Source organism: Blautia sp. XA-2221, assembly GCF_028767025.1.
Taxonomy (GTDB): domain Bacteria; phylum Bacillota; class Clostridia; order Lachnospirales; family Lachnospiraceae; genus Blautia_A.
In genome coordinates, this window is record NZ_JAJQXX010000005.1 from 40,949 (window position 1) to 63,379 (window position 22,431).

At 45.4% G+C, this 22,431-nt stretch carries 22 protein-coding genes; 20 read left to right on the forward strand and 2 right to left on the reverse strand.

All coding sequences use genetic code 11. The annotated features are described in order from the left end of the window. Nucleotides 1-73 precede the first annotated feature (73 nt). From LU279_RS05825 to pgeF, 7 genes are all read left to right on the forward strand, one after another. Complete coding sequence (locus LU279_RS05825) at nt 74-850, forward strand: ZIP family metal transporter (protein ID WP_274421577.1); 777 nt, start codon at nt 74-76, stop codon at nt 848-850. A 177-nt stretch (nt 851-1,027) separates the two neighbouring features. Next, nucleotides 1,028-1,375, forward strand: a complete 348-nt coding sequence (gene rplS, locus LU279_RS05830) for a 50S ribosomal protein L19 (RefSeq protein WP_274421578.1) — start codon at nt 1,028-1,030, stop codon at nt 1,373-1,375. Between the two features lie 104 nt (nt 1,376-1,479). Beyond that, the gene (gene lepB / locus LU279_RS05835; RefSeq protein ID WP_274421579.1) at nt 1,480-2,082 is read left to right on the forward strand and encodes a signal peptidase I; all 603 of its coding nucleotides are present in this window, start codon (nt 1,480-1,482) and stop codon (nt 2,080-2,082) included. Between the two features lie 7 nt (nt 2,083-2,089). Next, nucleotides 2,090-2,938 (forward strand): ribosome biogenesis GTPase YlqF, encoded by an 849-nt coding sequence (gene ylqF / locus LU279_RS05840; RefSeq protein WP_274421580.1) that lies wholly within the window; start codon nt 2,090-2,092, stop codon nt 2,936-2,938. Between the two features lie 5 nt (nt 2,939-2,943). Beyond that, nucleotides 2,944-3,699: a ribonuclease HII gene (locus LU279_RS05845; RefSeq protein WP_274421581.1), complete on the forward strand. Its 756-nt coding sequence runs from the start codon at nt 2,944-2,946 to the stop codon at nt 3,697-3,699. A 76-nt stretch (nt 3,700-3,775) separates the two neighbouring features. Beyond that, nucleotides 3,776-4,129: a YraN family protein gene (locus tag LU279_RS05850; RefSeq protein ID WP_274421773.1), complete on the forward strand. Its 354-nt coding sequence runs from the start codon at nt 3,776-3,778 to the stop codon at nt 4,127-4,129. A 14-nt stretch (nt 4,130-4,143) separates the two neighbouring features. Beyond that, the gene (pgeF, locus tag LU279_RS05855; protein ID WP_274421583.1) at nt 4,144-4,995 is read left to right on the forward strand and encodes a peptidoglycan editing factor PgeF; all 852 of its coding nucleotides are present in this window, start codon (nt 4,144-4,146) and stop codon (nt 4,993-4,995) included. 116 nt (nt 4,996-5,111) lie between these two features. Here the strand turns inward: pgeF and LU279_RS05860 are convergent, their stop codons facing one another. After that, nucleotides 5,112-6,284 (reverse strand): ribose-phosphate pyrophosphokinase, encoded by a 1,173-nt coding sequence (locus tag LU279_RS05860; RefSeq protein WP_274421585.1) that lies wholly within the window; start codon nt 6,282-6,284, stop codon nt 5,112-5,114. A gap of 437 nt (nt 6,285-6,721) precedes the next feature. Between LU279_RS05860 and LU279_RS05865 the strand changes: the two genes are divergently transcribed. From LU279_RS05865 to LU279_RS05880, 4 genes are read left to right on the forward strand one after another with little or no spacing between them, the layout of a single operon-like run. Continuing rightward, on the forward strand, nt 6,722-8,104 hold the full coding sequence (locus LU279_RS05865) for a DUF512 domain-containing protein (RefSeq protein WP_274421586.1): 1,383 nt from the start codon (nt 6,722-6,724) through the stop codon (nt 8,102-8,104). Beyond that, complete coding sequence (gene der / locus LU279_RS05870) at nt 8,067-9,392, forward strand: ribosome biogenesis GTPase Der (protein WP_274421587.1); 1,326 nt, start codon at nt 8,067-8,069, stop codon at nt 9,390-9,392. Before LU279_RS05865 ends, der begins: the two co-directional genes overlap by 38 nt. An 8-nt stretch (nt 9,393-9,400) precedes the next feature. After that, complete coding sequence (gene plsY / locus LU279_RS05875) at nt 9,401-10,048, forward strand: glycerol-3-phosphate 1-O-acyltransferase PlsY (protein ID WP_274421588.1); 648 nt, start codon at nt 9,401-9,403, stop codon at nt 10,046-10,048. Nucleotides 10,049-10,072: 24 nt separating this feature from the next. Beyond that, nucleotides 10,073-11,083: an NAD(P)H-dependent glycerol-3-phosphate dehydrogenase gene (locus tag LU279_RS05880; RefSeq protein WP_274421589.1), complete on the forward strand. Its 1,011-nt coding sequence runs from the start codon at nt 10,073-10,075 to the stop codon at nt 11,081-11,083. 100 nt (nt 11,084-11,183) lie between these two features. Here LU279_RS05880 and LU279_RS05885 read toward each other — a convergent pair whose 3' ends face one another. Next, nucleotides 11,184-12,011, reverse strand: coding sequence for an aldo/keto reductase (locus LU279_RS05885; protein WP_274421590.1), 828 nt, complete (start codon nt 12,009-12,011; stop codon nt 11,184-11,186). A gap of 391 nt (nt 12,012-12,402) precedes the next feature. On the opposite strand from LU279_RS05885, the gene LU279_RS05890 reads away from it, so the two are divergent. The 9 genes from LU279_RS05890 to acsC all read left to right on the forward strand — a co-directional run bounded on the left by LU279_RS05890 (nt 12,403) and on the right by acsC (nt 22,382). Continuing rightward, complete coding sequence (locus LU279_RS05890; RefSeq protein WP_274421592.1) at nt 12,403-12,816, forward strand: cobalt transporter; 414 nt, start codon at nt 12,403-12,405, stop codon at nt 12,814-12,816. Nucleotides 12,817-12,843: 27 nt separating this feature from the next. Next, the gene (locus tag LU279_RS05895) at nt 12,844-13,026 is read left to right on the forward strand and encodes a CooT family nickel-binding protein (protein WP_022067189.1); all 183 of its coding nucleotides are present in this window, start codon (nt 12,844-12,846) and stop codon (nt 13,024-13,026) included. A gap of 59 nt (nt 13,027-13,085) precedes the next feature. After that, nucleotides 13,086-14,012 (forward strand): methylenetetrahydrofolate reductase, encoded by a 927-nt coding sequence (locus tag LU279_RS05900; protein WP_274421595.1) that lies wholly within the window; start codon nt 13,086-13,088, stop codon nt 14,010-14,012. Nucleotides 14,013-14,042: 30 nt separating this feature from the next. Further along, nucleotides 14,043-14,813, forward strand: coding sequence for an ATP-binding protein (locus tag LU279_RS05905; RefSeq protein WP_274421596.1), 771 nt, complete (start codon nt 14,043-14,045; stop codon nt 14,811-14,813). 178 nt (nt 14,814-14,991) lie between these two features. Then, nucleotides 14,992-16,884, forward strand: a complete 1,893-nt coding sequence (gene cooS, locus LU279_RS05910) for an anaerobic carbon-monoxide dehydrogenase catalytic subunit (protein WP_274421597.1) — start codon at nt 14,992-14,994, stop codon at nt 16,882-16,884. A gap of 42 nt (nt 16,885-16,926) precedes the next feature. Further along, the gene (locus tag LU279_RS05915; RefSeq protein WP_274421598.1) at nt 16,927-17,691 is read left to right on the forward strand and encodes an ATP-binding protein; all 765 of its coding nucleotides are present in this window, start codon (nt 16,927-16,929) and stop codon (nt 17,689-17,691) included. A gap of 22 nt (nt 17,692-17,713) precedes the next feature. Then, complete coding sequence (gene acsB / locus LU279_RS05920; protein WP_274421600.1) at nt 17,714-19,840, forward strand: acetyl-CoA decarbonylase/synthase complex subunit alpha/beta; 2,127 nt, start codon at nt 17,714-17,716, stop codon at nt 19,838-19,840. A gap of 231 nt (nt 19,841-20,071) precedes the next feature. Further along, nucleotides 20,072-21,013 carry an acetyl-CoA decarbonylase/synthase complex subunit delta gene (gene acsD, locus LU279_RS05925; RefSeq protein WP_274421602.1) on the forward strand — a complete coding sequence of 314 codons (942 nt, stop codon included), beginning with the start codon at nt 20,072-20,074 and terminating at the stop codon, nt 21,011-21,013. Between the two features lie 22 nt (nt 21,014-21,035). After that, the gene (gene acsC / locus LU279_RS05930) at nt 21,036-22,382 is read left to right on the forward strand and encodes an acetyl-CoA decarbonylase/synthase complex subunit gamma (protein WP_274421607.1); all 1,347 of its coding nucleotides are present in this window, start codon (nt 21,036-21,038) and stop codon (nt 22,380-22,382) included. The last annotated feature ends 49 nt before the right edge of the window (nt 22,383-22,431 follow it).

Below are 22,431 nucleotides of genomic sequence, written 5' to 3' on the forward strand. Positions count from 1 at the left end.
ACATGGTTTATATACTGGGTACACAGGGCATACTCTGTGGAGACGTATGTAAACATCAGGAAAGGTATCACATATGAACATATTTTTAGGACTGATGATTCCGTTTATAGGAACAACTCTTGGATCTGCCTGCGTGCTGTTTATGAAAAAAGAACTGAATCCGCTGGTGCAGAAAGCTTTTTTGGGCTTTGCATCCGGGGTGATGGTGGCGGCATCTGTATGGTCTCTTCTGATCCCGGCTATGGACATGAGCGAATCCATGGGAAAGTTTGCATTCATCCCGGCTGCGGCAGGCTTGCTTCTGGGAGTGGGGTTTCTGCTTGTTATGGATAAGGCGGTGCCGCATCTTCATCTTGGAAGTGAATCGTCTGAAGGCCCTAAGGTAGCTTTAAAAAAAACAACAATGCTTGTCCTTGCAGTAACCCTTCACAACATTCCGGAGGGTTTGTCTGCAGGCGCAGTGTTTGCGGGAGTGTTGGCCGGAAATGACACAGTTACCATGGCGGGAGCCTTTGCACTGGCAATTGGTATTGCCATTCAGAATTTTCCTGAGGGAGCTATTATTTCCATGCCGCTGAGAGGAACGGGAATCCCAAGAGGAAGGGCTTTTCTCTGGGGAGCGGCTTCCGGTATTGTGGAACCCATTGCCGGAGGCATCACACTTCTTCTGGCATCGCAGATCCAGTCTGTTTTGCCATATCTTCTTGCTTTTGCAGCAGGCGCTATGATCTATGTGGTTGTGGAAGAGCTGATCCCGGAAGCAAGTGAGGGAGAACACAGTAATGTAGGAACCATTGCTTTTGCAGTGGGGTTTGTGCTGATGATGGTACTGGACGTGGCGTTGGGATAAAGTGAAGTGGATGCGATCAAACAGGGCTTTATGGATCGAACCTGAAAAATAAAATTTTATAAAAAATTCTTGCAATGACGGATATACTATAGTATAATCTAAGCTGTTGTAAAAAAGATGGTCCTCTGTTACAGAAATTATGTATTAAGAACATCCAGAAGAATAGGAGAGAAAAACATGAACGACATTATCAGAAACATTGAAGCTGCTCAGTTAAAAGCAGAAGTGCCGGAGTTCCGCACAGGTGATACTGTAAGAGTACACGCACTGATCAAAGAGGGAAACCGTGAGAGAATCCAGATCTTCGAGGGAACAGTCCTGAAGAGACAGGGTGGAAGCACAAGAGAAACTTTCACAGTAAGAAAGAGCTCCAACGGAGTTGGCGTTGAGAAAACATGGCCGCTTCATTCCCCACATGTAGTTAAGGTAGAAGTAGTTCGTTACGGTAAAGTACGCCGTGCAAAACTGAATTACCTGAGAGAGCGCGTTGGTAAAGCTGCTAAGGTTAAAGAGCGCGTTAGATAATGACAATTTCAGAGATTTAAAAAGCAGGGACAATAACGACAGCTATTGTCCCTCTTTTTTCAACAGTTAAGGCTCTGATTTTGTTGTGCATGGAGAGATCAGATATGGACATCGCAAAAATAAAAAACTGGAAAGAGCATCCGAAAGTTCTGGAACTGAAAGAAAAGCTGGAAAATACAAAAGTGCGGAATTCTCTGCGCTGGATATTTGAGCTTGCCGTTACTCTTGTGTTTGCTGCTCTGGTAGCGGTACTGATGTTTCAGACTGTTACCATGCAGGAAAGTTCCATGGAACCCACTCTTGCAGTGGGGGATCGCTTTTTTATGAATCAGGCAGTATATAAATTTTCATCACCTCAGAGAGGAGATATGATTGTGTTCCGTACAAATGCTAGCGATGATGCAGCCCTTCATATCCGTCGTGTCATAGGACTGCCCGGAGAAACAGTTCAGATCCGGGACGGCGTGATCTATATAGACGGAGAAGTATATGACGAGGCGGCAGACTATCCGAAAATTCAGAACCCGGGGTTGGCGGAGAATGGCGTGAGCCTGAAATCCAATGAGTATTTTGTACTGGGAGACAACAGAAACAACAGTGAGGACAGCCGATATGCAGATATCGGTACAGTAAAAAAACGCTATATTGTGGGTAAGCTATGGTTCCTCTGTTCGCCCATAGAAAAAGCGGGATTTTTGAAAGGCTAGGTAATATATGAACGTACAGTGGTATCCTGGTCATATGACCAAGGCAAAAAGACAGATGCAGGAGGATCTTAAGCTGATCGACCTGATCATAGAGCTGGTTGATGCAAGGGTTCCTTTATCCAGCAGAAATCCGGACATTGACAGGCTGGGACAGAACAAGTCCAGACTGATCCTTCTGAACAAAGCAGATCTGGCAGATGAAAGGCAGAATGAAGCCTGGAAAGAATATTTTCAGGGAAAGGGATTTCATGTGGTAAAAGTGGATTCCCGAAATGGTGCGGGAATGAAAAATATCCAGAATGTGATCCAGGAAGCCTGCAAAGAGAAAATAGAAAGAGACAGAAAACGCGGAATCAAGAACCGTCCTGTCCGGGCTATGGTTGCAGGAATCCCAAATGTAGGAAAATCTACGTTTATTAATACTTTTGCAGGAAAGGCATGTGCCAAAACCGGAAATCGTCCTGGTGTCACAAAAGGAAAACAGTGGATCCGTCTGAATAAAAATGTAGAGCTTCTTGACACACCGGGAATCCTCTGGCCAAAGTTCGAGGATCAGGAGGTAGGGATCCGTCTGGCTTTTGTGGGATCTATTAAAGATGATATTCTGAATATGGAGGAGCTTGCCCTGACTTTGATCGGATACCTGAAAGAAAAATATCCGGGGGCATTAAATGCCCGTTATGAGGTCAGCGAACAGGAGGAAGCTCTGTCTGTACTGGAGGGGATTGCAAGAGTCAGAGGTTGCCTGAAAAAAGGAGAAGAGCTGGATTATGCAAAGGCTTCCGGACTGCTTTTTGATGATTTCCGAAGCGGGAAGCTTGGACGTATCACTTTGGAATGGGCACCTGCGGAGTAGAAAAGATGAAAACGATCACAGAGATAAAAAATGAGTTTGCCTCTGCATCTTCGGAGGAAAAGAAAGCTCTCTGCCGGCTGTATGCAGAGGACCAGAGAAGCGGAGTCAGGAAACTGATAGAGAAATGTCATAAAGAAGAACAGGCTCTTGAAAAAGAAATCCTGCGCATGGAACACATGATGGAATATGAACATAAATATGAGCATCTGGGATACTTGTGCGGGATTGACGAAGTGGGAAGGGGACCCCTTGCGGGGCCTGTGGTTGCCTGTGCTGTGATCCTTCCGAAAGATCATGGGATTCTTTATCTGAATGATTCCAAAAAGCTGACTGCAAAAAAACGCGAGGAACTTTATGAAGTGATTCTTGAGAAGGCGGTTTCGGTGGGGATTGGCATGGCGGGGCCAGCCCGTATTGACGAGATCAATATTCTTCAGGCAACCTATGAGGCTATGCGTCAGGCAATAAAAAACCTTTCTGTACAGCCACAGCTGCTTCTGAATGATGCGGTGACGATTCCGGCAGTGGAAATCCCTCAGGTTCCCATTATCAAAGGGGATGCTAAAAGCGCCTCTATTGCCGCAGCCAGTATTGTGGCAAAAGTTACAAGAGACAGGCTTATGGAGGAGTATGACGCAGCTCTGCCGGAATATGGATTTGCATCTAATAAAGGCTATGGTTCTGCAGAACATATCGAGGCATTGAAAAAGTACGGGTCGTCCCCCATACACAGAGCCAGTTTTATCACTCATTTTGTATAGAGAAAACCGAAACAGAAATTTGTGTTCGGATACAATTACATAAGATACCCACACAGACAGGAAAAGAGAGAGAAAGATTAATAAACGTGAGCTGGGCAGCCGTTATGAGAAGCAGGCGGCTGCTTTTTTGGAACAACAGGGATTATGGATAAAAGAGCAGAATTTCCGCTGCAGATCCGGGGAAATAGATCTAATTGCCAGAGACGGGAAGTATCTGGTTTTTGTGGAAGTGAAATACAGGCATACGGCTGGCAGCGGCAGGGCATCTGCAGCGGTAAATAATAAAAAACAGAAAATGATCAGCCGGGCCGCTGTGTTTTATCTTGTGCGTTACGGATATCCGGAGGATACACCCTGCAGATTTGATGTTGTGGCTATTGATGGACAGAATATCCAATGGATAAGAAATGCCTTTGATTACTGTGGATAAAAAGGAGAGATTTCATGAAGATCGTATGGCATCAGGAACATATGCCTCATATGAATATCAGAGAGAACAATGGAGTGACTTATCTTACATGGCCGGAGTTTGAAAAAATACCGGGCTTTGTACATGGGTTCAGTACCAGGCTGGGAGGCGTCAGCGAAGGAATTTATTCTTCCATGAATCTGAGCTTTACAAGAGGCGATAAGGAGGAGGCTGTGCGGGAAAACTATAACAGGATTTCCGCTGCGCTGGGTTTTTCGCCGGAGGATATTGTGACCTCAGATCAGACTCATACGGCCAATGTCTGTGTAATAACAGCCGGGGACAGAGGAAACGGAATCACAAAGCCCCGTCCCTACACAGATGTAGACGGAATGGTAACGAATGTGCCGGGGCTTGTGCTGGCAACTTTTTATGCGGACTGTGTGCCTCTTTACTTTGTGGATCCGGTCCATAAAGCAGTAGGGCTCTCTCATTCCGGATGGAGAGGCACGGCGGCAGGAATCGGGGCGGTTACTGTAAAAAAACTTCAGGAGCATTATGGAAGCCGTCCGGAGGATATTTATGCGGCTATAGGACCTTCTATCTGTCAGGACTGCTATGAAGTCAGTGAAGATGTGATCCTGGAATTTCAGAAAACATTTTCCAGGGAGTTATGGAAAGATATTTTTTACAAAAAAGAAAATGGAAAATATCAGTTGAATCTCTGGGAGGCAAACCGTCAGATCCTGCTTGGAGCCGGAGTTCTCCCGGATCATATTTCCATGCCGAATCTCTGTACCTGCTGTAATCCGGAGTTTCTTTACTCTCACAGGGCATCTCAGGGGAAAAGGGGAAATCTGGGGGCATTTCTGGGAATAAAGCGGTAAGAAAGAAGTTTGTTTGAAAGCTGTGGGATACCCTGAATTATAAATAAAAGCGCAAAAAAGCACAGATACCTTACCGGAAGGTCTGTGCTTTTTGTTAATCTACTGCAAAAATCGGATTACTGTCCGTTTACTCTGTTCATAAGATCCATGATCTTTTCGTTGCTGGAGCGTACTTTTTCAACAGAAACGTCATGATTGATAATATCGATAATACTTGCAAGATATTTGCTCATATTTGCTTCTACGTAGTACGGTTTGGTAAGAAGCTCCGGAATACGGTAGTTCAGGTTTGTGGTGATAACCTTATCGATCCAGCCTTTTTCGTAATACTCATCGAATTTAGCCAGTCCGTCTGTAAACAGTCCGTATGTAGTGCAGATAAATACACGTTTTGCGTGACGTTCTTTGATCTGTTTTGCCACGTCCAGCATACTCTCACCGGAGGAGATCATATCGTCAATGATAACAACGTCCTTGCCTTCTACGGAATCACCAAGGAATTCATGTGCCACGATTGGATTCTTTCCGTTTACGATAGTAGAGTAATCTCTTCTTTTATAGAACATACCCATGTCTACGCCAAGGATATTGGAGAAATAAACAGCTCTTGACATAGCGCCTTCATCCGGGCTGATGATCATAAGGTGATCGTTGTCCAGTTTGAAGTCGGGAACATTTTTTACAAGGGCTTTCAGGAACTGATAGGTTGGGAAAAAGTTATCAAATCCATTCAGCGGGATGGAGTTCTGTACACGGGGATCGTGAGCGTCAAAAGTAATGAAGTTGGATACGCCCATATCGCTTAATTCCTTCAGGGCCAGAGCACAGTCCAGAGATTCTCTCTTGGAACGGCGGTGCTGACGTCCCTCATACAGAAACGGCATGATCACATTGATCCTGCGGGCTTTTCCTGTGGCTGCGGAAATGATTCTTTTCAGATCTTGGTAATGATTGTCCGGAGACATATGGTTTTCGTGACCGCATACCGTATAGGTTTCGTTGTAATTTGTAACATCTACCATAATAAAAAGGTCTGTTCCGCGGACAGATTCTTTAATATAGCCTTTTCCTTCTCCGGTACCGAAGCGCACACATTCACATTCTACAAGAAAGGAAGGTTCACAGTATCCCTGAGGGATAATCTCTGTTTTTTTTCTGGCAACCAGCTCTTTACGGAATTTTACAAGTTTCTTGTCAACCTCCCTTGCAAGATCCTGACAGCCGGAAAGGGCTGCAATTCGAATCGGCGCAACCGGAAGGGATTTTTCAAGTAACTCTATATTCGGCATAATTTTCCTCCTGAGTTTTGTTTATATTTTGTTTATATAAAAATGAAACTATAATACATTTATATCATTTGCCCTAAAGCCCGTCAAGGAATTTATTGTTTTTTCTAAACTAAAAAGCATATTGTACGCAAAAATGTACGCGATTCCGGCAGAGTGGAAGAAGGAACAAATCTGTCTGCCTCAAATCTGATGAAGAGTATTTTGTCAGGTCAGTGACGGGATTTTACCGGCAAAATGTGAAAACATCCTGTTAAATATTGCCTGTGAACGGGTGTCTTTGAGACTTCTGTGTAAAACTGCCGCGCTTAATGCTTGACAACGGCAGCGAGGGTGATATAAAATTTGCAGTTGTTTTTTATGTGCAAAATTGTTATGATGGTTACAGCTTACAGTGCAGACAGCAGGCGGTGTCTGTACAGGCGGAAGAAAGGGATTTTATGAAAAAAAAGAAGCACATCATCTCCAGAGTCCTGCCGGGAAGTATTGCCCAGGAACTGGAGCTTGAGCCGGGAGATGTCCTGGCAGCTATAAATGACACTCCGGTAGAGGATGTTTTTGATTATCGTTATCTGATGAACGATGAATTTGTGACACTTCTGGTTGAAAAAGCAGACGGCGAGCTGTGGGAGCTGGAAGTGGAAAAAGAATATGAGGAAGATCTGGGGATCGAGTTTGAAAACGGGCTTATGGACGAGTACCGTTCCTGCACCAATCACTGTATCTTCTGTTTTATTGACCAGATGCCTCCGGGAATGAGAGAAACGCTTTACTTTAAGGATGATGATTCCAGGCTTTCTTTTCTCCAGGGGAATTATGTAACTCTGACCAATATGAGCCAGAAGGATATTGACCGTATCATACAGTACCGTCTGGAACCGATTAATATTTCGTTTCAGACTATGAATCCTGAGCTTCGTTGCAAAATGCTCCATAACCGTTTTGCAGGAGAGGCTCTTTTAAAGGTAAACAAGCTTTATGAGGCCGGGATCACCATGAACGGACAGATTGTTCTCTGTAAAGGTGTGAATGACGGAAAAGAACTGGAATTCAGTCTTGAAAAGCTTTCCGCATATGCGCCTGTGCTTCAGACAGTATCTGTAGTACCGGTAGGCCTTTCAAAGTTTCGCCAGGGGCTGTATCCTCTGGAGCCTTTTGAGAAAGAGGATGCAGAAAAGGTTCTGGAGCAGATCCACCGCTGGCAGGAAAAGATGTTCCGGGAGCATGGGATCCATTTTGTGCATGCCTCTGATGAGTGGTATCTTCTTGCCGGACAGGAACTTCCGGAGGAAGAACGTTATGACGGATATCTTCAGCTGGAAAATGGCGTGGGGATGCTGAGGCTTCTGGAAAAAGAAGTGCGCAGTGCAGTGGATGCCCGCCCGGGAGATGACAGGATAGCAAAAATGACCATTGCCACAGGAAAGCTTGCAGGTCCATACCTGGAAAAATGTGTAAAAATGATACAGGAAAAATATCCGAATATAAAAATTCAGGTAAAGGTGATCACTAATAATTTCTTTGGAGAACGTATCACGGTTTCAGGCCTTATCACAGGAACAGATCTGAAAAATCAGCTTGCGGAACTGGATCTGGGAGAACGGCTTCTGATCCCCTGCAATATGCTCCGCAGCGGGGAGGATATTTTTCTTGATGATGTTTCTGTGCGGGAACTGGAAGAGGCGCTGGGAACAGAAATTGTAGTTGTAGATGAAAACGGAGCAGATCTGGTATCTTCTGTACTGGATGCGCCGGATCATAATAAACAGATAAGGAGACAGATGTATGAGCAAACCAGTAGTAGCCATCGTGGGCAGGCCTAATGTGGGCAAGTCCACGCTGTTTAATGCCCTTGCCGGAGAGATGATTTCTATTGTAAAAGATACTCCGGGCGTTACAAGAGACAGGATTTATGCAGAAGTGACATGGCTGGATAAATCCTTTACCATGATCGATACAGGCGGAATCGAGCCGGAAAGCGGGGATATTATTTTATCCCAGATGAGAGAGCAGGCTCAGATCGCCATTGACACTGCAGATGTGATCGTTTTTATCACAGATGTACAGCAGGGGCTGGTGGATTCTGATGCGAAAGTGGCAGATATGCTCCGCCGCAGCAAAAAGCCTGTAGTGCTTGTAGTAAATAAGGTGGACAGCCTTCAGAAATATATGATGGACGTTTATGAGTTCTATAATCTGGGAATCGGTGAGCCGATTGCTATTTCCGCTGCAAACCGCACCGGTCTGGGCGATATGCTGGACGAGGTGGTAAAAGAATTTCCGGAAGATGCAGACACAGAGGAAGAGGATGATATTCCGAAGATCGCTGTTGTAGGAAAACCCAATGTAGGAAAATCATCCCTGATCAATCATCTTCTGGGAGAAGACCGTGTGATCGTTTCGGATATTGCCGGAACAACCAGAGACGCAGTTGATGCCAGAGTGAAGTGGCAGGGACGGGATTATACTTTTATTGATACAGCCGGTCTTCGCCGAAAGGGCAAGGTAAAAGAGGAGATTGAGCGCTACAGTGTGATCCGGACAGTAACCGCTGTGGAGCGGGCTCATGTGGTGGTGATTGTTATTGACGCTACGGAAGGTGTTACAGAGCAGGATGCAAAAATTGCCGGGATCGCTCATGAAAGAGGTAAGGGCGTGATCATTGCCGTAAATAAATGGGACGCCATTGAAAAGGATGACAAAACCATTTATAAACACACCAACCGTATCCGTGAGGTTCTGGCATATATGCCTTATGCGGAGCTTGTGTTTATTTCTGCAAAAACAGGACAGAGGATCAACCGTCTGTTTGAGACCATTGACGCAGTAATTGAAAATCAGACTCTGCGTATCCAGACAGGTGTGTTGAACGAGATTCTTTCAGAGGCCATTGCCATGCAGCAGCCGCCTTCAGACAGAGGCAAACGTCTGAAGATTTATTATATGACTCAGGTGGGAGTAAGACCGCCGACATTTGTGATCTTTGTCAATGACAGAGAGCTTATGCATTTTTCTTATACCAGATATCTGGAAAATAAGATCCGCGATGCATTTGGGTTCAGAGGAACTTCTCTGAAATTTATCATCCGTCAGAGGGGAGAAAAGGAATAGGAGCGGTTATGGAGCGTTTGATTTGTCTGGCCATCGGATATGTATGCGGGCTGTTTCAGACTTCTTACATCATCGGAAGGCTTCATAAAACAGATATCAGAGAACACGGAAGTGGAAATGCGGGAACAACCAATGCCCTGCGTACCTTTGGAAAAAAGGCGGGGATCTTAACACTTCTGGGAGACTGCCTGAAGTGTGTGGCGGCGATTGTTCTTGTGCGTGTTTTCTTTGGAAAGACTTGTGGAGATATTCTTCCGCTGCTGAGCCTGTATGCGGCGGCAGGCTGCATTCTTGGACACAATTTTCCTTTTTACCTGAAGTTTCGGGGAGGAAAGGGGATTGCTGCTTCTGTTGGGTTTATCCTTGCTTTTGACTGGAGGATCTTTCTGGTTTGCGCAGTGATCTTTTTTGTGCTGTTTTTTACGACTCACTATGTTTCTTTCTGCTCCCTGAGCGCTTATCTGGCTGCTTTTGCGGCAATCGTCATTCTGGGACAGGGAGGCGCCTATGGCATGGATGCTTCTCATACAACAGAAATGTATGTAGTTATGGGATTTCTTACAGCTCTTGCTTTTTTCCGCCACAGAGCAAATATACTGCGGCTGGCAAAAGGCACGGAGAATCGTGTTTATCTTGGAAAAACAGGTAAAAAATAAGAAAGGTCAAAAAAGGTGGAGAAAATGGCAAAAGTAAGTGTGTTGGGAGCAGGAAGCTGGGGAACTGCTCTGTCTCTTCTTCTCTGTAAAAACGGCCATGAGGTAACGCTCTGGTCTGCTCTTGAGGATGAAGTGCGCATGCTTTGTGAAAAGAGAGAGCATGAGTCCAAGCTTCCCGGAGTGCGTCTTCCGGAGGACATGAAGATCACTGCGGATCTGGAGGGCTGCCTTAAAGATCCGGATGTGGCAGTGCTGGCAGTGCCTTCTCCTTTTACCAGAAGTACAGCTCACAGAATGGAGCCTTTTGTAAAAAAAGGACAGATCATTGTGAATGTGGCAAAAGGTGTAGAAGAACATACTCTGATGACTTTAAGTGAGATCATCAGTGAGGAGATCCCTCAGGCAGATGTCTGTGTGCTGTCAGGTCCGAGTCATGCTGAGGAAGTGGGAAAAGGTCTTCCGACGACCTGTGTAGTCAGTGCGGAAAAAAGAGAGACTGCGGAATATCTGCAGGGGATTTTTATGAGTCCTGTTTTCCGTGTGTACACCACTCCGGATATTCTGGGGGTGGAGCTTGGAGGCGCACTGAAAAATGTGATTGCCCTTGCGGCAGGTACAGCGGACGGTCTGGGATATGGAGATAATACCAAAGCTGCTCTGATTACCAGAGGAATTGCGGAAATTTCTCGTCTGGGTACAAAAATGGGCGCAAGAGCGGAAACTTTTTATGGTCTTTCCGGAATCGGCGATCTGATTGTAACCTGTGCCAGCGTTCACAGCCGTAACAGAAAAGCCGGCTACCTTATGGGAAAAGGATATACCATGCAGGAAGCTATGGATGAAGTGAAAATGGTGGTGGAAGGCGTTTATTCGGCCAGAGCGGCAAAAAGTCTTGCAGAAAAATATCAGGTTGAAATGCCGATTATTGAAGAAGTGAACAAAGTGCTTTTTGAAGATAAGTCTGCGGCAGACGCAGTGCGTGATCTGATGCTCAGAGATAAAAAGGTGGAGACACCTATGCTTCCCTGGCAGTAAGAAAAGCAGGAAAAAAGAAAAAGATAAAAACGAAAGCGCCTGTCCGCGTCTGATATATCAGATGTGGACAGGCGCTTCTGTTAAGTCTGCCTGATTACAGTTATAATGGGATCCCTCTTAAATCTTCCGGAACATGGGAACTGTGATAATCCTGGTTCAGAGTATCCAGAAGATCCATGTCCTCCTGGTCAATGGTAAAATCAAAAATTCTTGCATTGGAAGCAATACGTTCCGGGTTGGTTGATTTGGGAATTACAGAAATTCCTTTCTGCACAGCCCAGCGAAGTCCTACCTGAGCCGGCGTGTGTGCATATTTTGTTCCCAGGACACAGAGAACATCGTGATCCAGATAAGCTCCTCTTGCCAGAGGCGCATAGGCCTGTACCTGTATACCGTTGTCCTGACAGTAGTCGATCAGTTCTTTTGGATAGCATAATGGATGACATTCGATCTGATTTACAGCCGGGACAATGCCGGAGACTTTTTTCAGTTCTTCCAGATTATGGATGTTAAAGTTACTGACGCCAATAGAACGGGCGCGTCCGGAGCTTAATATTTTTTCCATTTCTTTCCATGTACTCAGATAACAGCCGGGTACCGGCCAGTGAACCAGATAGAGGTCAATGTAATCCAGTCCCAGACGGTCAAGGCTTCTCTGAAAGGCTCCGCTTATATCGCCCAGGCGCTGGGCGGTATTCCAGACTTTGGTGGTGACAAACAGTTCTTTTCTGGAAACGCCGCATCTGGCGATTCCTTTGCCCACGCTTTCTTCGTTTTTGTAAACAGAAGCAGTGTCAACCAGGCGATAACCATTTTGTACGGCTGTGATCACAGCATTTTCTGCTTCACCTTCTCCGGTAGCTTTATATACACCCAGTCCTAAAAGGGGCATTTTCTGATCGTTGTTTAAAAATACAGCGGTTGTCAAAACAGTTCCTCCTTGCTTTTGGCCTGTTTCAGACCGTTTCCAACATATTTGTTTGCTCGCATGTGTGCTATTATACCATATAAATGTGAAAGAAGAACATCAAATTTATTAAATATTTACTACGAACAGTCTGGAATATATTATGTTAATAAAAAAACATTAATGTTATAAAAATAACAAAAAAATAATGTTATAGATAAATAACACAAAGATTCAGAGGCAGAAGGAAAGATTTCCTGTGATTTTATATGAATTTAATGATTATCTCCTTGCTTATCCAGGGGGGAAGATGTATAATAACCATAATTGATAAATTCTTGTCATAAGTCTGCACTTTTTTAAAAAGTGTAGCTTCTGTTTCCTGTTGGAGGCAGAGAAAGGAGAAGACAAAATGCACCTTATTAAAGACGAAAACGGCAATCTGATCCAGCATGGACATGAGCATGCGCACGAACATACTCATGAACATACCCATGCAGACGGAGTGACACATTCTCACGCTCATACTCATGAGAGCGGCGGAGAACATGCTCATTCTCATGGTGAGGGATGCCAGGAACATACACATGAACACTGCGGATCCTGCCAGGAAGGCGACTGTAAAAAGGAAACCATTGCTCTTCTGACGTACATGCTCCAGCATAATGAGCATCATGCGCAGGAACTTGATCAGATGGCGGAAAACCTGGACAAGATGGGACTGGGAGCTTCTGCAAAAGCTATTCGCGATGCAGTGGCTGATTTCCAGAAAAGCAACATGCGTCTGGGACTTGCCCTGACACTTGTAAAAGAGGAACTGAAATAACAGACATAAGATCAGGAGGTGGCACGAATGTGTCTTGCAACTGTATACAAAGAAAGTGACGATTCCGTTATTTTTAAAAATGTAAGCCGTATTGATGTGGACGGGGACAAAGTGATCCTTCGAGACATTATGGGAGATGAGAGAGTTGTGGAAGGCCGCATTCTCATGGTGGATCTGGCAAACAGTATCGTAAAACTCTGCTGTGAATAACAGATACCCGTGAAAGTGACAGACCTGATCTGTTATAAAACATACGGAGGTAAGAGCCGATGGCAGCAGTAAAGTTATCCGACATAATGAAAAAAAGACAGGTTCTGTCCTTTGAGCTGTTTCCTCCCAAGACAGACCGGGGAATGGCAAATCTTTCAGAAACTATTCAGCAGCTGTGCAGATATAAGCCGGAATATATTTCTGTTACTTATGGAGCCGGCGGCGGAAATGTGGGAGCCAACCGTGAGGTATGCCGGATGGTCAGAAGCGCAGGAATTGTACCTGTCACACATTTTACCGTGATCAGAAATACAAAGCAGGGGATCAGAGAACAGCTTGAAACATATCTGGAAGAGGGTGTGGATCATATCCTTGCCTTGCGAGGGGATTTCCCAAGAGGCGAAAACTCAACAGGCGGAGATTTTAATTATGCTACAGACCTTGTAAAGTTTATCCGTGATGAATTTGGGGACCAGTTTGAAATTGCAGTGGCGGGTTCTCCGGAAGGACATATTTCCTGCCGCAGTCTGGACGCAGATATCGGAGTCCTTAAGATGAAACAGGATAACGGAGCTGACTATATTATGACTCAGCTGTGCTGGGATATGGAACAGTTTGAAAGATGGCTGGACAAAATACAACGCGCAGGAGTGACCATGCCGGTAGATGTGGGAATCATGCCGATCCTCGATCAGGCGGCAACCATTAACATGGCGCTTTCCCGTAATGGCTGTGTGATGGACCGAGAACTTTCACGGCTTATCTCCAAATACTGGATTTTCCCCAATCCTTTTGACAAAGCTCCTTTTGATGATTCGCTTGAACAAAAAAAGGCAGACTTTAAAAAGGCGGGAATTGAATACACGATCAGACAGATCGATAAATACCGTTCTCTTGGCGTAGAGGGAATCCACCTGTATGCTATGAATAAATGGAAAGACGTATCCCAGATCATTGACCGGTCCGGTATACGCACACTTGTTTAAATTTGATACAATCAGGAGGCTGACTGTTTTATGGCACATGTAATTGCCGTCGCCGGAAAAGGCGGCGTAGGAAAGACAACATTATGCGGAATGTTGATCCAGTATCTCTGCGAGCAGGGCAAGGGACCTGTTCTTGCTGTAGACGCGGATGCAAATTCCAATCTGAATGAAGTTCTTGGTGTGAAGGTAGACACAACACTGGGAGATGTCCGCGAAGAGATCGCTCAGGCTGAGATAGCTGCAAAAAGTCCTATCCCGACAGGAATGTCCAAGGCAGATTATGCGGAGCTACGTTTTGAGGATGCTCTTATTGAGGACGATGATTTTGATCTGCTTGTTATGGGAAGAACCCAGGGGAAAGGCTGTTATTGCTATGTAAATGGTCTTCTTCAGGCACAGCTTGCAAAATATCAGAATAATTATCCATATTTTGTAGTTGATAATGAGGCGGGGATGGAGCACATCAGCCGGGGCGTTCTTCCGGGTATGCAGACTGCCATTCTTGTAAGCGACTGTTCCAGAAGAGGGATCCAGGCAGTGGGAAGGATCGCCAAACTGATCGAGGAGTGCAATATGCATCCTTCTACAGTGGGCCTGATCGTAAACCGCGCACCAAAAGGTGAACTGAACCCGGGAGTTCTGGAGGAGATTGAAAATCAGGGACTGAACCTTCTGGGAGTGGTTCCTCAGGACGATGCAGTTTACGAGTATGACTGTGAAGGCCGTCCGACAGCATCTCTGCCGGAGGATAATCCTGTGAAACAGGCTCTTCGCAAAATTGTGGATAAGCTGAATTTATAATAAATCTGAATAATTCCGTTGCAGATGCGGCGGAAACAATGTGCCGGAGATGATATCCCGGCCGCTTTTACACACGGAAATAACCCATGGGCGGGGATGGGTTTCGCCTGCGGAGTTATTATAAAAAACGAGAAAAATATACATGAATCATTCTTGTATCATTAAAAGGAGGTCAACAATGAGTGAATTCAAATTAACGACAGTGGAAGAGTTTGAAGCTGCCACCAACAGGCTTCTGGAGACCGGAGCTAAAGTTGGCGCGGATTCCTGGCAGATGCGTGTGAAAAACCAGACCCCACACTGCAAATTTGGTGAGAAGGGTATCTGCTGCCGAATCTGTTCTATGGGACCATGCCGTATTACAGCAAAAGCGCCGAGAGGTATCTGTGGCTGCGACGCTCACGGTATCGTAGGACGTAACTACCTGAAATTTACAGCTGGCGGAGCTTCCGCACATTCTGATCACGGCCGTGAAATCTGCCATACTCTGCACTGCACAGCAGCAGACGGAAACTACAAGGTAAAAGATCCTGAGAAACTGATCCGTATTGCAAAAGAGTGGGGAATTGAAACAGAAGGCAGAGATATTTATGATCTTGCCCATGAAGTTGCAGAGACAGGTCTTATGGAGTATGGTAAACCATTTGGATATCAGAGATTCCTTGACAGAATGCCTGCAGGACAGAAAGAAAAACTCATCGAAAATGAAATCGCACCTCGAGCTATTGACCGTGAGGTTTCTTCCTCTTTGCATATGACTCATATGGGATGTTCTTCTCTTCCGGAGGCTCTTGTAAAACAGTCTATCCGCTGTGGACTTGGAGATGGATGGGGCGGTTCCATGATGGGAACAGAGTTCTCTGACGTACTTTTTGGTACTCCGAAGCCGATTGATACAGAGGCAAACCTTGGTGTTATGGTAGAAGAGAACGTAAACATTGTTGTACACGGACATGATCCGAGCCTTTCTGAGATGATCTGCGAGTATGCAGACAGCAAAGAAATGATCGATTACGCAAAATCCATGGGAGCAAAGGGAATCACAGTATCTGGTGTATGCTGTACCTCCAACGAGGTTGCAATGCGCCGTGGCGTTCCGATGGCTGGTAACTTCCTGCAGCAGGAGAACGTGGTTCTCACAGGTGCATGCGAGGCGATCGTTGTTGACGTTCAGTGTATTTTCCCGGCATTGGGACCACTGAGCAAATGTTTCCATACAAAATTCGTGACAACTTCTCCGATCGCACAGATGCCTGATTCCGAATTCATCAGATTCAACGCTGAAACAGCAGGAGAAAACGCAAAAGCGATCGTTAAGATGGCAATTGAGAACTTCAAGAACAGAAAACCTGAGCTTGTACATATTCCGCAGTTAAAACAGAAAGCAACAGTTGGCTATTCTGTGGAAGCGATCGTAAAGGTTCTGGACGGTGTTACAAACTCTCAGGTTGACGAGCTTGGAACAACAAAACCGCTTCTTGAGTGTATTACTTCCGGTGTTATCCGTGGAGCAGTTGCCATGGTTGGATGTAACAACCCGAAGATCCGTCCGGACTATGCACACATTGAGCTTATGAAAAAATGTATTGCAAATGATATTATCATCATTGCTTCCGGATGCTCCGCACAGGCTGCTGCAAAAGCTGGTCTGATGGATAAATCTGCAAAAGATCTCTGCGGCGCAGGTCTGAAACGTGTCTGTGAGCTGGCTGATATTCCGCCGGTACTTCATATGGGATCCTGTGTTGATATTTCCCGTATGATGGTTCTTGCAGCAGAACTTGCAAAAGATGCAGGTCTTGAGATCCATCAGCTTCCGGTAGTGGGATGCGCTCCTGAGTGGATGTCCGAAAAAGCTGTATCCATCGGTAACTATGTAATCGGTACCGGTATTGATACCTTCCTTGGTGTGGATCCTTATGTTTCCGGTTCTGACCAGATGGCTGAGATCCTTACAGAAGGAACAAGAAAATGGACAGGCGCTGCTTTCACAGTAGAAACAGACATTGAGAAATTAGTTGATCTGATGATCGAAAGAATCGAAGAAAAGAGAGCTGCTCTGGGTATCTAAGGATTCCGGCAGCGAATATTTGACAAAGGTGGATGACATAAAATGAAAATTGCAGTTACAGGAAAAGGCGGCGTGGGAAAAACCACATTTGCGGCAACACTGGCCCGTTTGTATGCGGCAGAGGGCAGACCTGTGCTTGCAGCGGATGTAGATCCGGATGCGAATCTTGGTCTTGCGCTGGGATTTGATGAAGAAACACTTGATTCCATTGTACCCATCTCCAAAATGCGTAAGCTGGTAGAGGAGAGAACAGGGGCTTCCGCAAACAATCAGTTTTACCATCTGAATCCCAAGGTGGACGATATTCCGGAAAAATACGGAAAAGTCTGTAACGGGGTCAGGCTGCTTGTTCTTGGAACTGTGGAAACAGGCGGAGGTGGATGTGTCTGTCCGGAGCATGTAATGCTGAAGCGTATCATCAATAACCTTGTTCTCCGCAGGGAGGATGTGGTGATCCTTGATATGGAAGCAGGACTGGAACATCTGGGAAGAGGAACAACGGAAGGTGTGGATGCCTTTGTGGTTGTGATCGAACCGGGTGCAAGAAGCGTTCAGACGTACAAAAATGTAAAGCGTCTTGCAAAAGACCTTGGTGTGGCGCAGGTAAAGGTTGTGGCAAACAAGGTTCGGAATCAGGACGATGAAGCCTTTATCATGGAAAAGATTCCACAGGAAGATCTTTTAGGTATGATCCACTATAATACAGATGTGATCGACGCGGATCGACAGGGAAAAGCTCCTTTTGATTTCAGCGAAGAGGTTACAGGTGAGATCAGAAAAATTAAAGACAGGATTGATCATCAGTGATCATAAAATAGGAGGTATAACAGTGACTTTATTTGAAAGTGTTTTCGCGGGAAATGATGCGGTTTATGGCCTCACTGAGAATGCCATCAACCAGGCTATTGAAACACATGGTGCGGACAAAGCTGTCAGCTTTCCGAATACAGCTTACTCCCTTCCATGCTACTATGCAGTGACAGGAACCAAGGTTAATACTCTTGCAGAGTTAAAGGAAGCTCTTGCAGTTGTAAAAACTCTTATGACAAGAGAAAAAAGAACACATGACGCATTTATGTCAGGTGTTGCAACAGCTCTCTGCGCAGAGTTTATCGAGGTTCTGAAATATATTGACGGAGCAGTTCCTTATGAAGAGCCTTGCTACGGACATCTTGCAGATGCAGTGATCCGTGAGCTTGGTGTACCGCTTGTAACAGGCGATATCCCGGGTGTTGCAGTAATCCTTGGCAAAGCAGCTTCCGCAGAAGAAGCAGCGGCTCTTGTAAAATCCTATCAGGCACAGGGTATCCTTGTAACACTGGTAGGCGATATTATTGACCAGCTTTCTGAGATCAACTACAAAACAGGCGCAAATGTACGTGTGATCCCCCTTGGAAAAGACGTTACATCTGTAATCCATGTGGTATCTGTTGCTCTTCGTGCAGCTCTGATCTTCGGTAACGTAAAACCGGGCGATGCAGCAACTCTGATGGAATACACTATGAAACGTGTTCCTGCATTTGTAAATGCATTTGCTCCTCTGAATGACGTGATCGTTGCATGTGGCGCAGGCGCTATCGCACTTGGATTCCCGGTAATCACAAACCAGGAAGATGTTCCGAGAGTTCCTAAGAGCCTGATCTGCCAGACAGATGTTTCCAAATGGAATGCAACTTCTCTGGAAGCCCGCGACATTAAGATCAAAATCACAAATATTGATATCCCGGTTGCATTTGCATCTGCATTTGAGGGTGAGATCATCCGTCGTAAAGATATGCAGGTTGAGTTTGACGGTTCCCGCGTTGACTGTGCAGAGCTTGTTCAGACCTGTGATGCAAGCGAGGTAGAGGACCATAAGATCACTGTAGTCGGACCGGAAGCAGACGAGATGGAACTTGGAAGCAAAAACAGCATCGCTTATGTGGTTAAGGTTGCAGGCAAAAACATGCAGGCAGACTTTGAACCGGTTATCGAGCGTAAATTCCATAACTACATCAACTGCATTGAGGGTGTATACCATACCGGTCAGAGAGATATGCAGCGTATCCGTATCAGCATTGATGCATTTAATGCCGGATTCAGAATCAAACATCTTGGTGAGGTTCTTTATGCGCAGGTTAAAAATGAGTTTGATGCAGTTGTTGACAAGTGCGAGGTTGTGATCTATACAGATCCGGCTGAGTGTACAAGAGTACGTCATGAAGTTGCAATTCCTACTTTCGAGAAACGTGACGAGCGTCTTGACAATCTTACAGATGAGTCTGTAGATGTTTACTACAGCTGTATCCTCTGTCAGGCATTCTCTCCAAGCCATGTATGTGTGGTAACTCCTGAAAGACTTGGTCTTTGCGGTGCGGTTTCATGGCTGGATGCAAAAGCTACCAATGAGCTTGATCCGACAGGTCCGTGTCAGGTGATCACAAAAGAAAGACCGATCGATGAAAATCTTGGTGCATATGAGGATGTTGATGAGGCTGTTCAGAAATTCTCACAGGGTGCTCTCGAACACGTAACTCTGTACTCCATTATGCAGGATCCGATGACATCCTGTGGATGTTTCGAGTGTATCTGCGGTATTGAGCCGTTCTCCAACGGTGTTGTTATTGCAAACCGTGAGTATGCAGGTATGACACCTCTTGGAATGACCTTCCCGGAGATGGCTTCCATGACAGGCGGCGGTGTTCAGACACCAGGCTTTATGGGACACGGAAAACATTTCATTTCTTCCAAGAAATTCATGAAGGCAGAGGGCGGTATCGAGCGTATCGTATGGATGCCAAAAGAACTGAAAGAGTTTGTTGCTGACAGACTGAACGCAACAGCGAAAGAGCTTTACGGAATTGATAACTTCACTGATATGATCGGTGATGAGACAGTAGCGGAAGATCCGGAAACACTGGTTGCATTCCTTACAGAAAAAGGACATCCGGCACTTTCCATGGAGCCTATGATGTAATTTGTTCTGTTAAAAGAACAGGATTATGAAGTTTTCTTCCGGACCCTTTTAAGAGTCCGGAAGATTCCATATGCCGGTACGATCAGATTGTGAAGGCTGTGGGATGATAAAACACTAAAAACACGGAAAAAGGGGCTGTCTGTCTTGTCAATGGCCTTTATCGTGTTGTATAATAATAAGCAAATCATGAATTAACATGTATTTAAATTTTTAAGAGGAGGCTAATGTAAAATGCCGTTTAATCAGAAACCACAAAAGTTTAATGCAAAGATCAACCCAGTGACAATCGGAAGCGGAGATAAGACTGTGACTATTGGCGGAGACAGCACATTTCCATTCTATACTTTTGATGCTCCTTCAGAGAACTGTGCCAAAATCGGTGTAGAGATCTCTGATATGGGTCTTGAAGGAATGTCCGAGGGAATCAAAGCATACTATGATGGAGCAACCACTATGGGAGAGATCGCAAAGAAAGCTGCTGCTATGGAAGGCGCAGATTTTGTTGCACTGAATCTGGAAGGCGGAGATCCTAATGGTGAGAACAAATCCATTGATGAATTAATCGCAATTGTAAAAGAGGTTGCTGAGGCTGTAGACTGTCCTCTGGTTGTTGAGGGCTGCAAAAACGTAGAGAAGGATGCGGAACTTCTCCCTAAGGTTGCTGAGGCTCTTGAGGGAAGAAATGCACTGATTCTTTCCGAAAAAGAAGAAAACTACAAAGCAATCGGCGCTGCTGCAGGTCTTGCGTACAATCAGATTGTAGGCGCAGAGTCAGCCGTTGATATCAACCTTGCAAAACAGCTTAACGTTGTTACCACACAGCTTGGTGTGGACGCTAAGAAGATCGTTATGAATATCGGAAGTGCAGCAGCAGGCTACGGATATGAGTACGTAGTTTCCACTATGGACCGTATCAAAGGCGCTGCTCTGGGACAGAATGACAATATGCTGCAGATGCCTATTATTACACCTGTATCCGCAGAGACATGGGGAGTGAAGGAAGCTACTGCTTCTGAAGCTGACATGCCTGAGTGGGGACCGCAGGATGAGCGTGGAATTGACATGGAAGTTATGACAGCTGCTGCAGACCTTGCAGCTGGTTCCGATGCTGTTATCTTAAGACATCCGGAATCCATCAAAGCAATTTCCAAGATGATCAAAGCACTTGCGTAACGAATAGGAGGAAAATAGAGCTATGGCACTGAATGGTATTCAGATCTTCAAATTAACACCAAAGAAAAACTGTAAGGAATGTGGATGCCCGACATGTATGGCTTTCGCTATGAAAGTTGCACAGGGCGCTATGCAGATTGAGCAGTGTCCGCATATGTCTGACGAGGCACTGGCATCTCTTTCTGAGGCAACTGCTCCGCCGATGAAAACAATCAAGATTGGTACAGGCGATGGTGAGTTCACTCTCGGAGGAGAAACTGTACTTTTCAGACATGAAAAAACATTTGTAAGCAAAACAAGATATGCAGTTGCACTTTGCACAGATATGACTGATGCAGAAGTAGAAGCTAAACTTGCTGAGATCCCGACTGTAGATTATGACCGTATCGGAGAGAGAATGCATGTTGAGCTTGTATATGTGAACTGCGGAGAAGGTGCAGACGCAGCAGCTTACACAGCGCTGGTAGAAAAAGCAAAAGGTCTTGGAAGAACTCTGGTTCTCGGATGTACAGATCCTGAGATCGCTAAGGCTGCTCTTGAAGTATGTAAGGACTCCAAACCGGTTCTCAATGGTGCGAACGCTTCCAACTATGAGGCAATGAACACTGTTGCAACTGAGGCAGGTGTTGTTCTTGGAGTATCCGGAAGCGATATCAATGAGCTTTATGACACAGTAGCAGCTCTTGAGAAGCTTGGAAACAAGAACCTTGTTCTTGACACAACAGGCGCTGATGTAAAAGAGACATTTAAGAATACTGTACTGGTTCGCCGTGCAGCTCTTAAAGATCAGGACAGAACCTTTGGTTATCCGTCTCTTGTAAATCTTGTTAAAATTGCGAAAGGTGACAAACATTTACAGGCAGCACTTGCTTCCCTGTTTACTATGAAATATGGTTCCATCATTGTTATGGAGCAGATGACCTATGCAGAGGCACTTCCGCTTTATGGTCTGCGTCAGAACGTATTTACTGATCCGCAGAAGCCAATGAAGGTAGAGCCGGGCGTTTACCCGCTGAATGGAGCAGATGAGAACTCTCTGGTAGTTACTACTGTAGACTTTGCTCTTACATATTTCGTTGTATCCGGCGAGCTGGAACGTTCCGGTGTTCCGCTTAATCTTGTGATCAACGATGCAGGCGGACTTTCCGTACTTACCTCCTGGGCGGCAGGCAAGTTTTCCAGCACAAGCATTTCTACCTTTATCAAAGAAGAGGTTGAACCGAAGGTAAAATGCCGTAAGCTTGTAATCCCGGGTAAGGTTGCTGTTCTGAAAGGCGATCTGGAGGCAAAACTTCCGGGATGGGAAATCATCGTAGGTCCAAGAGAAGCAGTACAGCTTGTGAAGTTCTTAAAAGATATGCAGGCGTAAGCCACATAAATATATTTCGGGCAGGAGGGGATTTTTCCTTCCGTGTCCG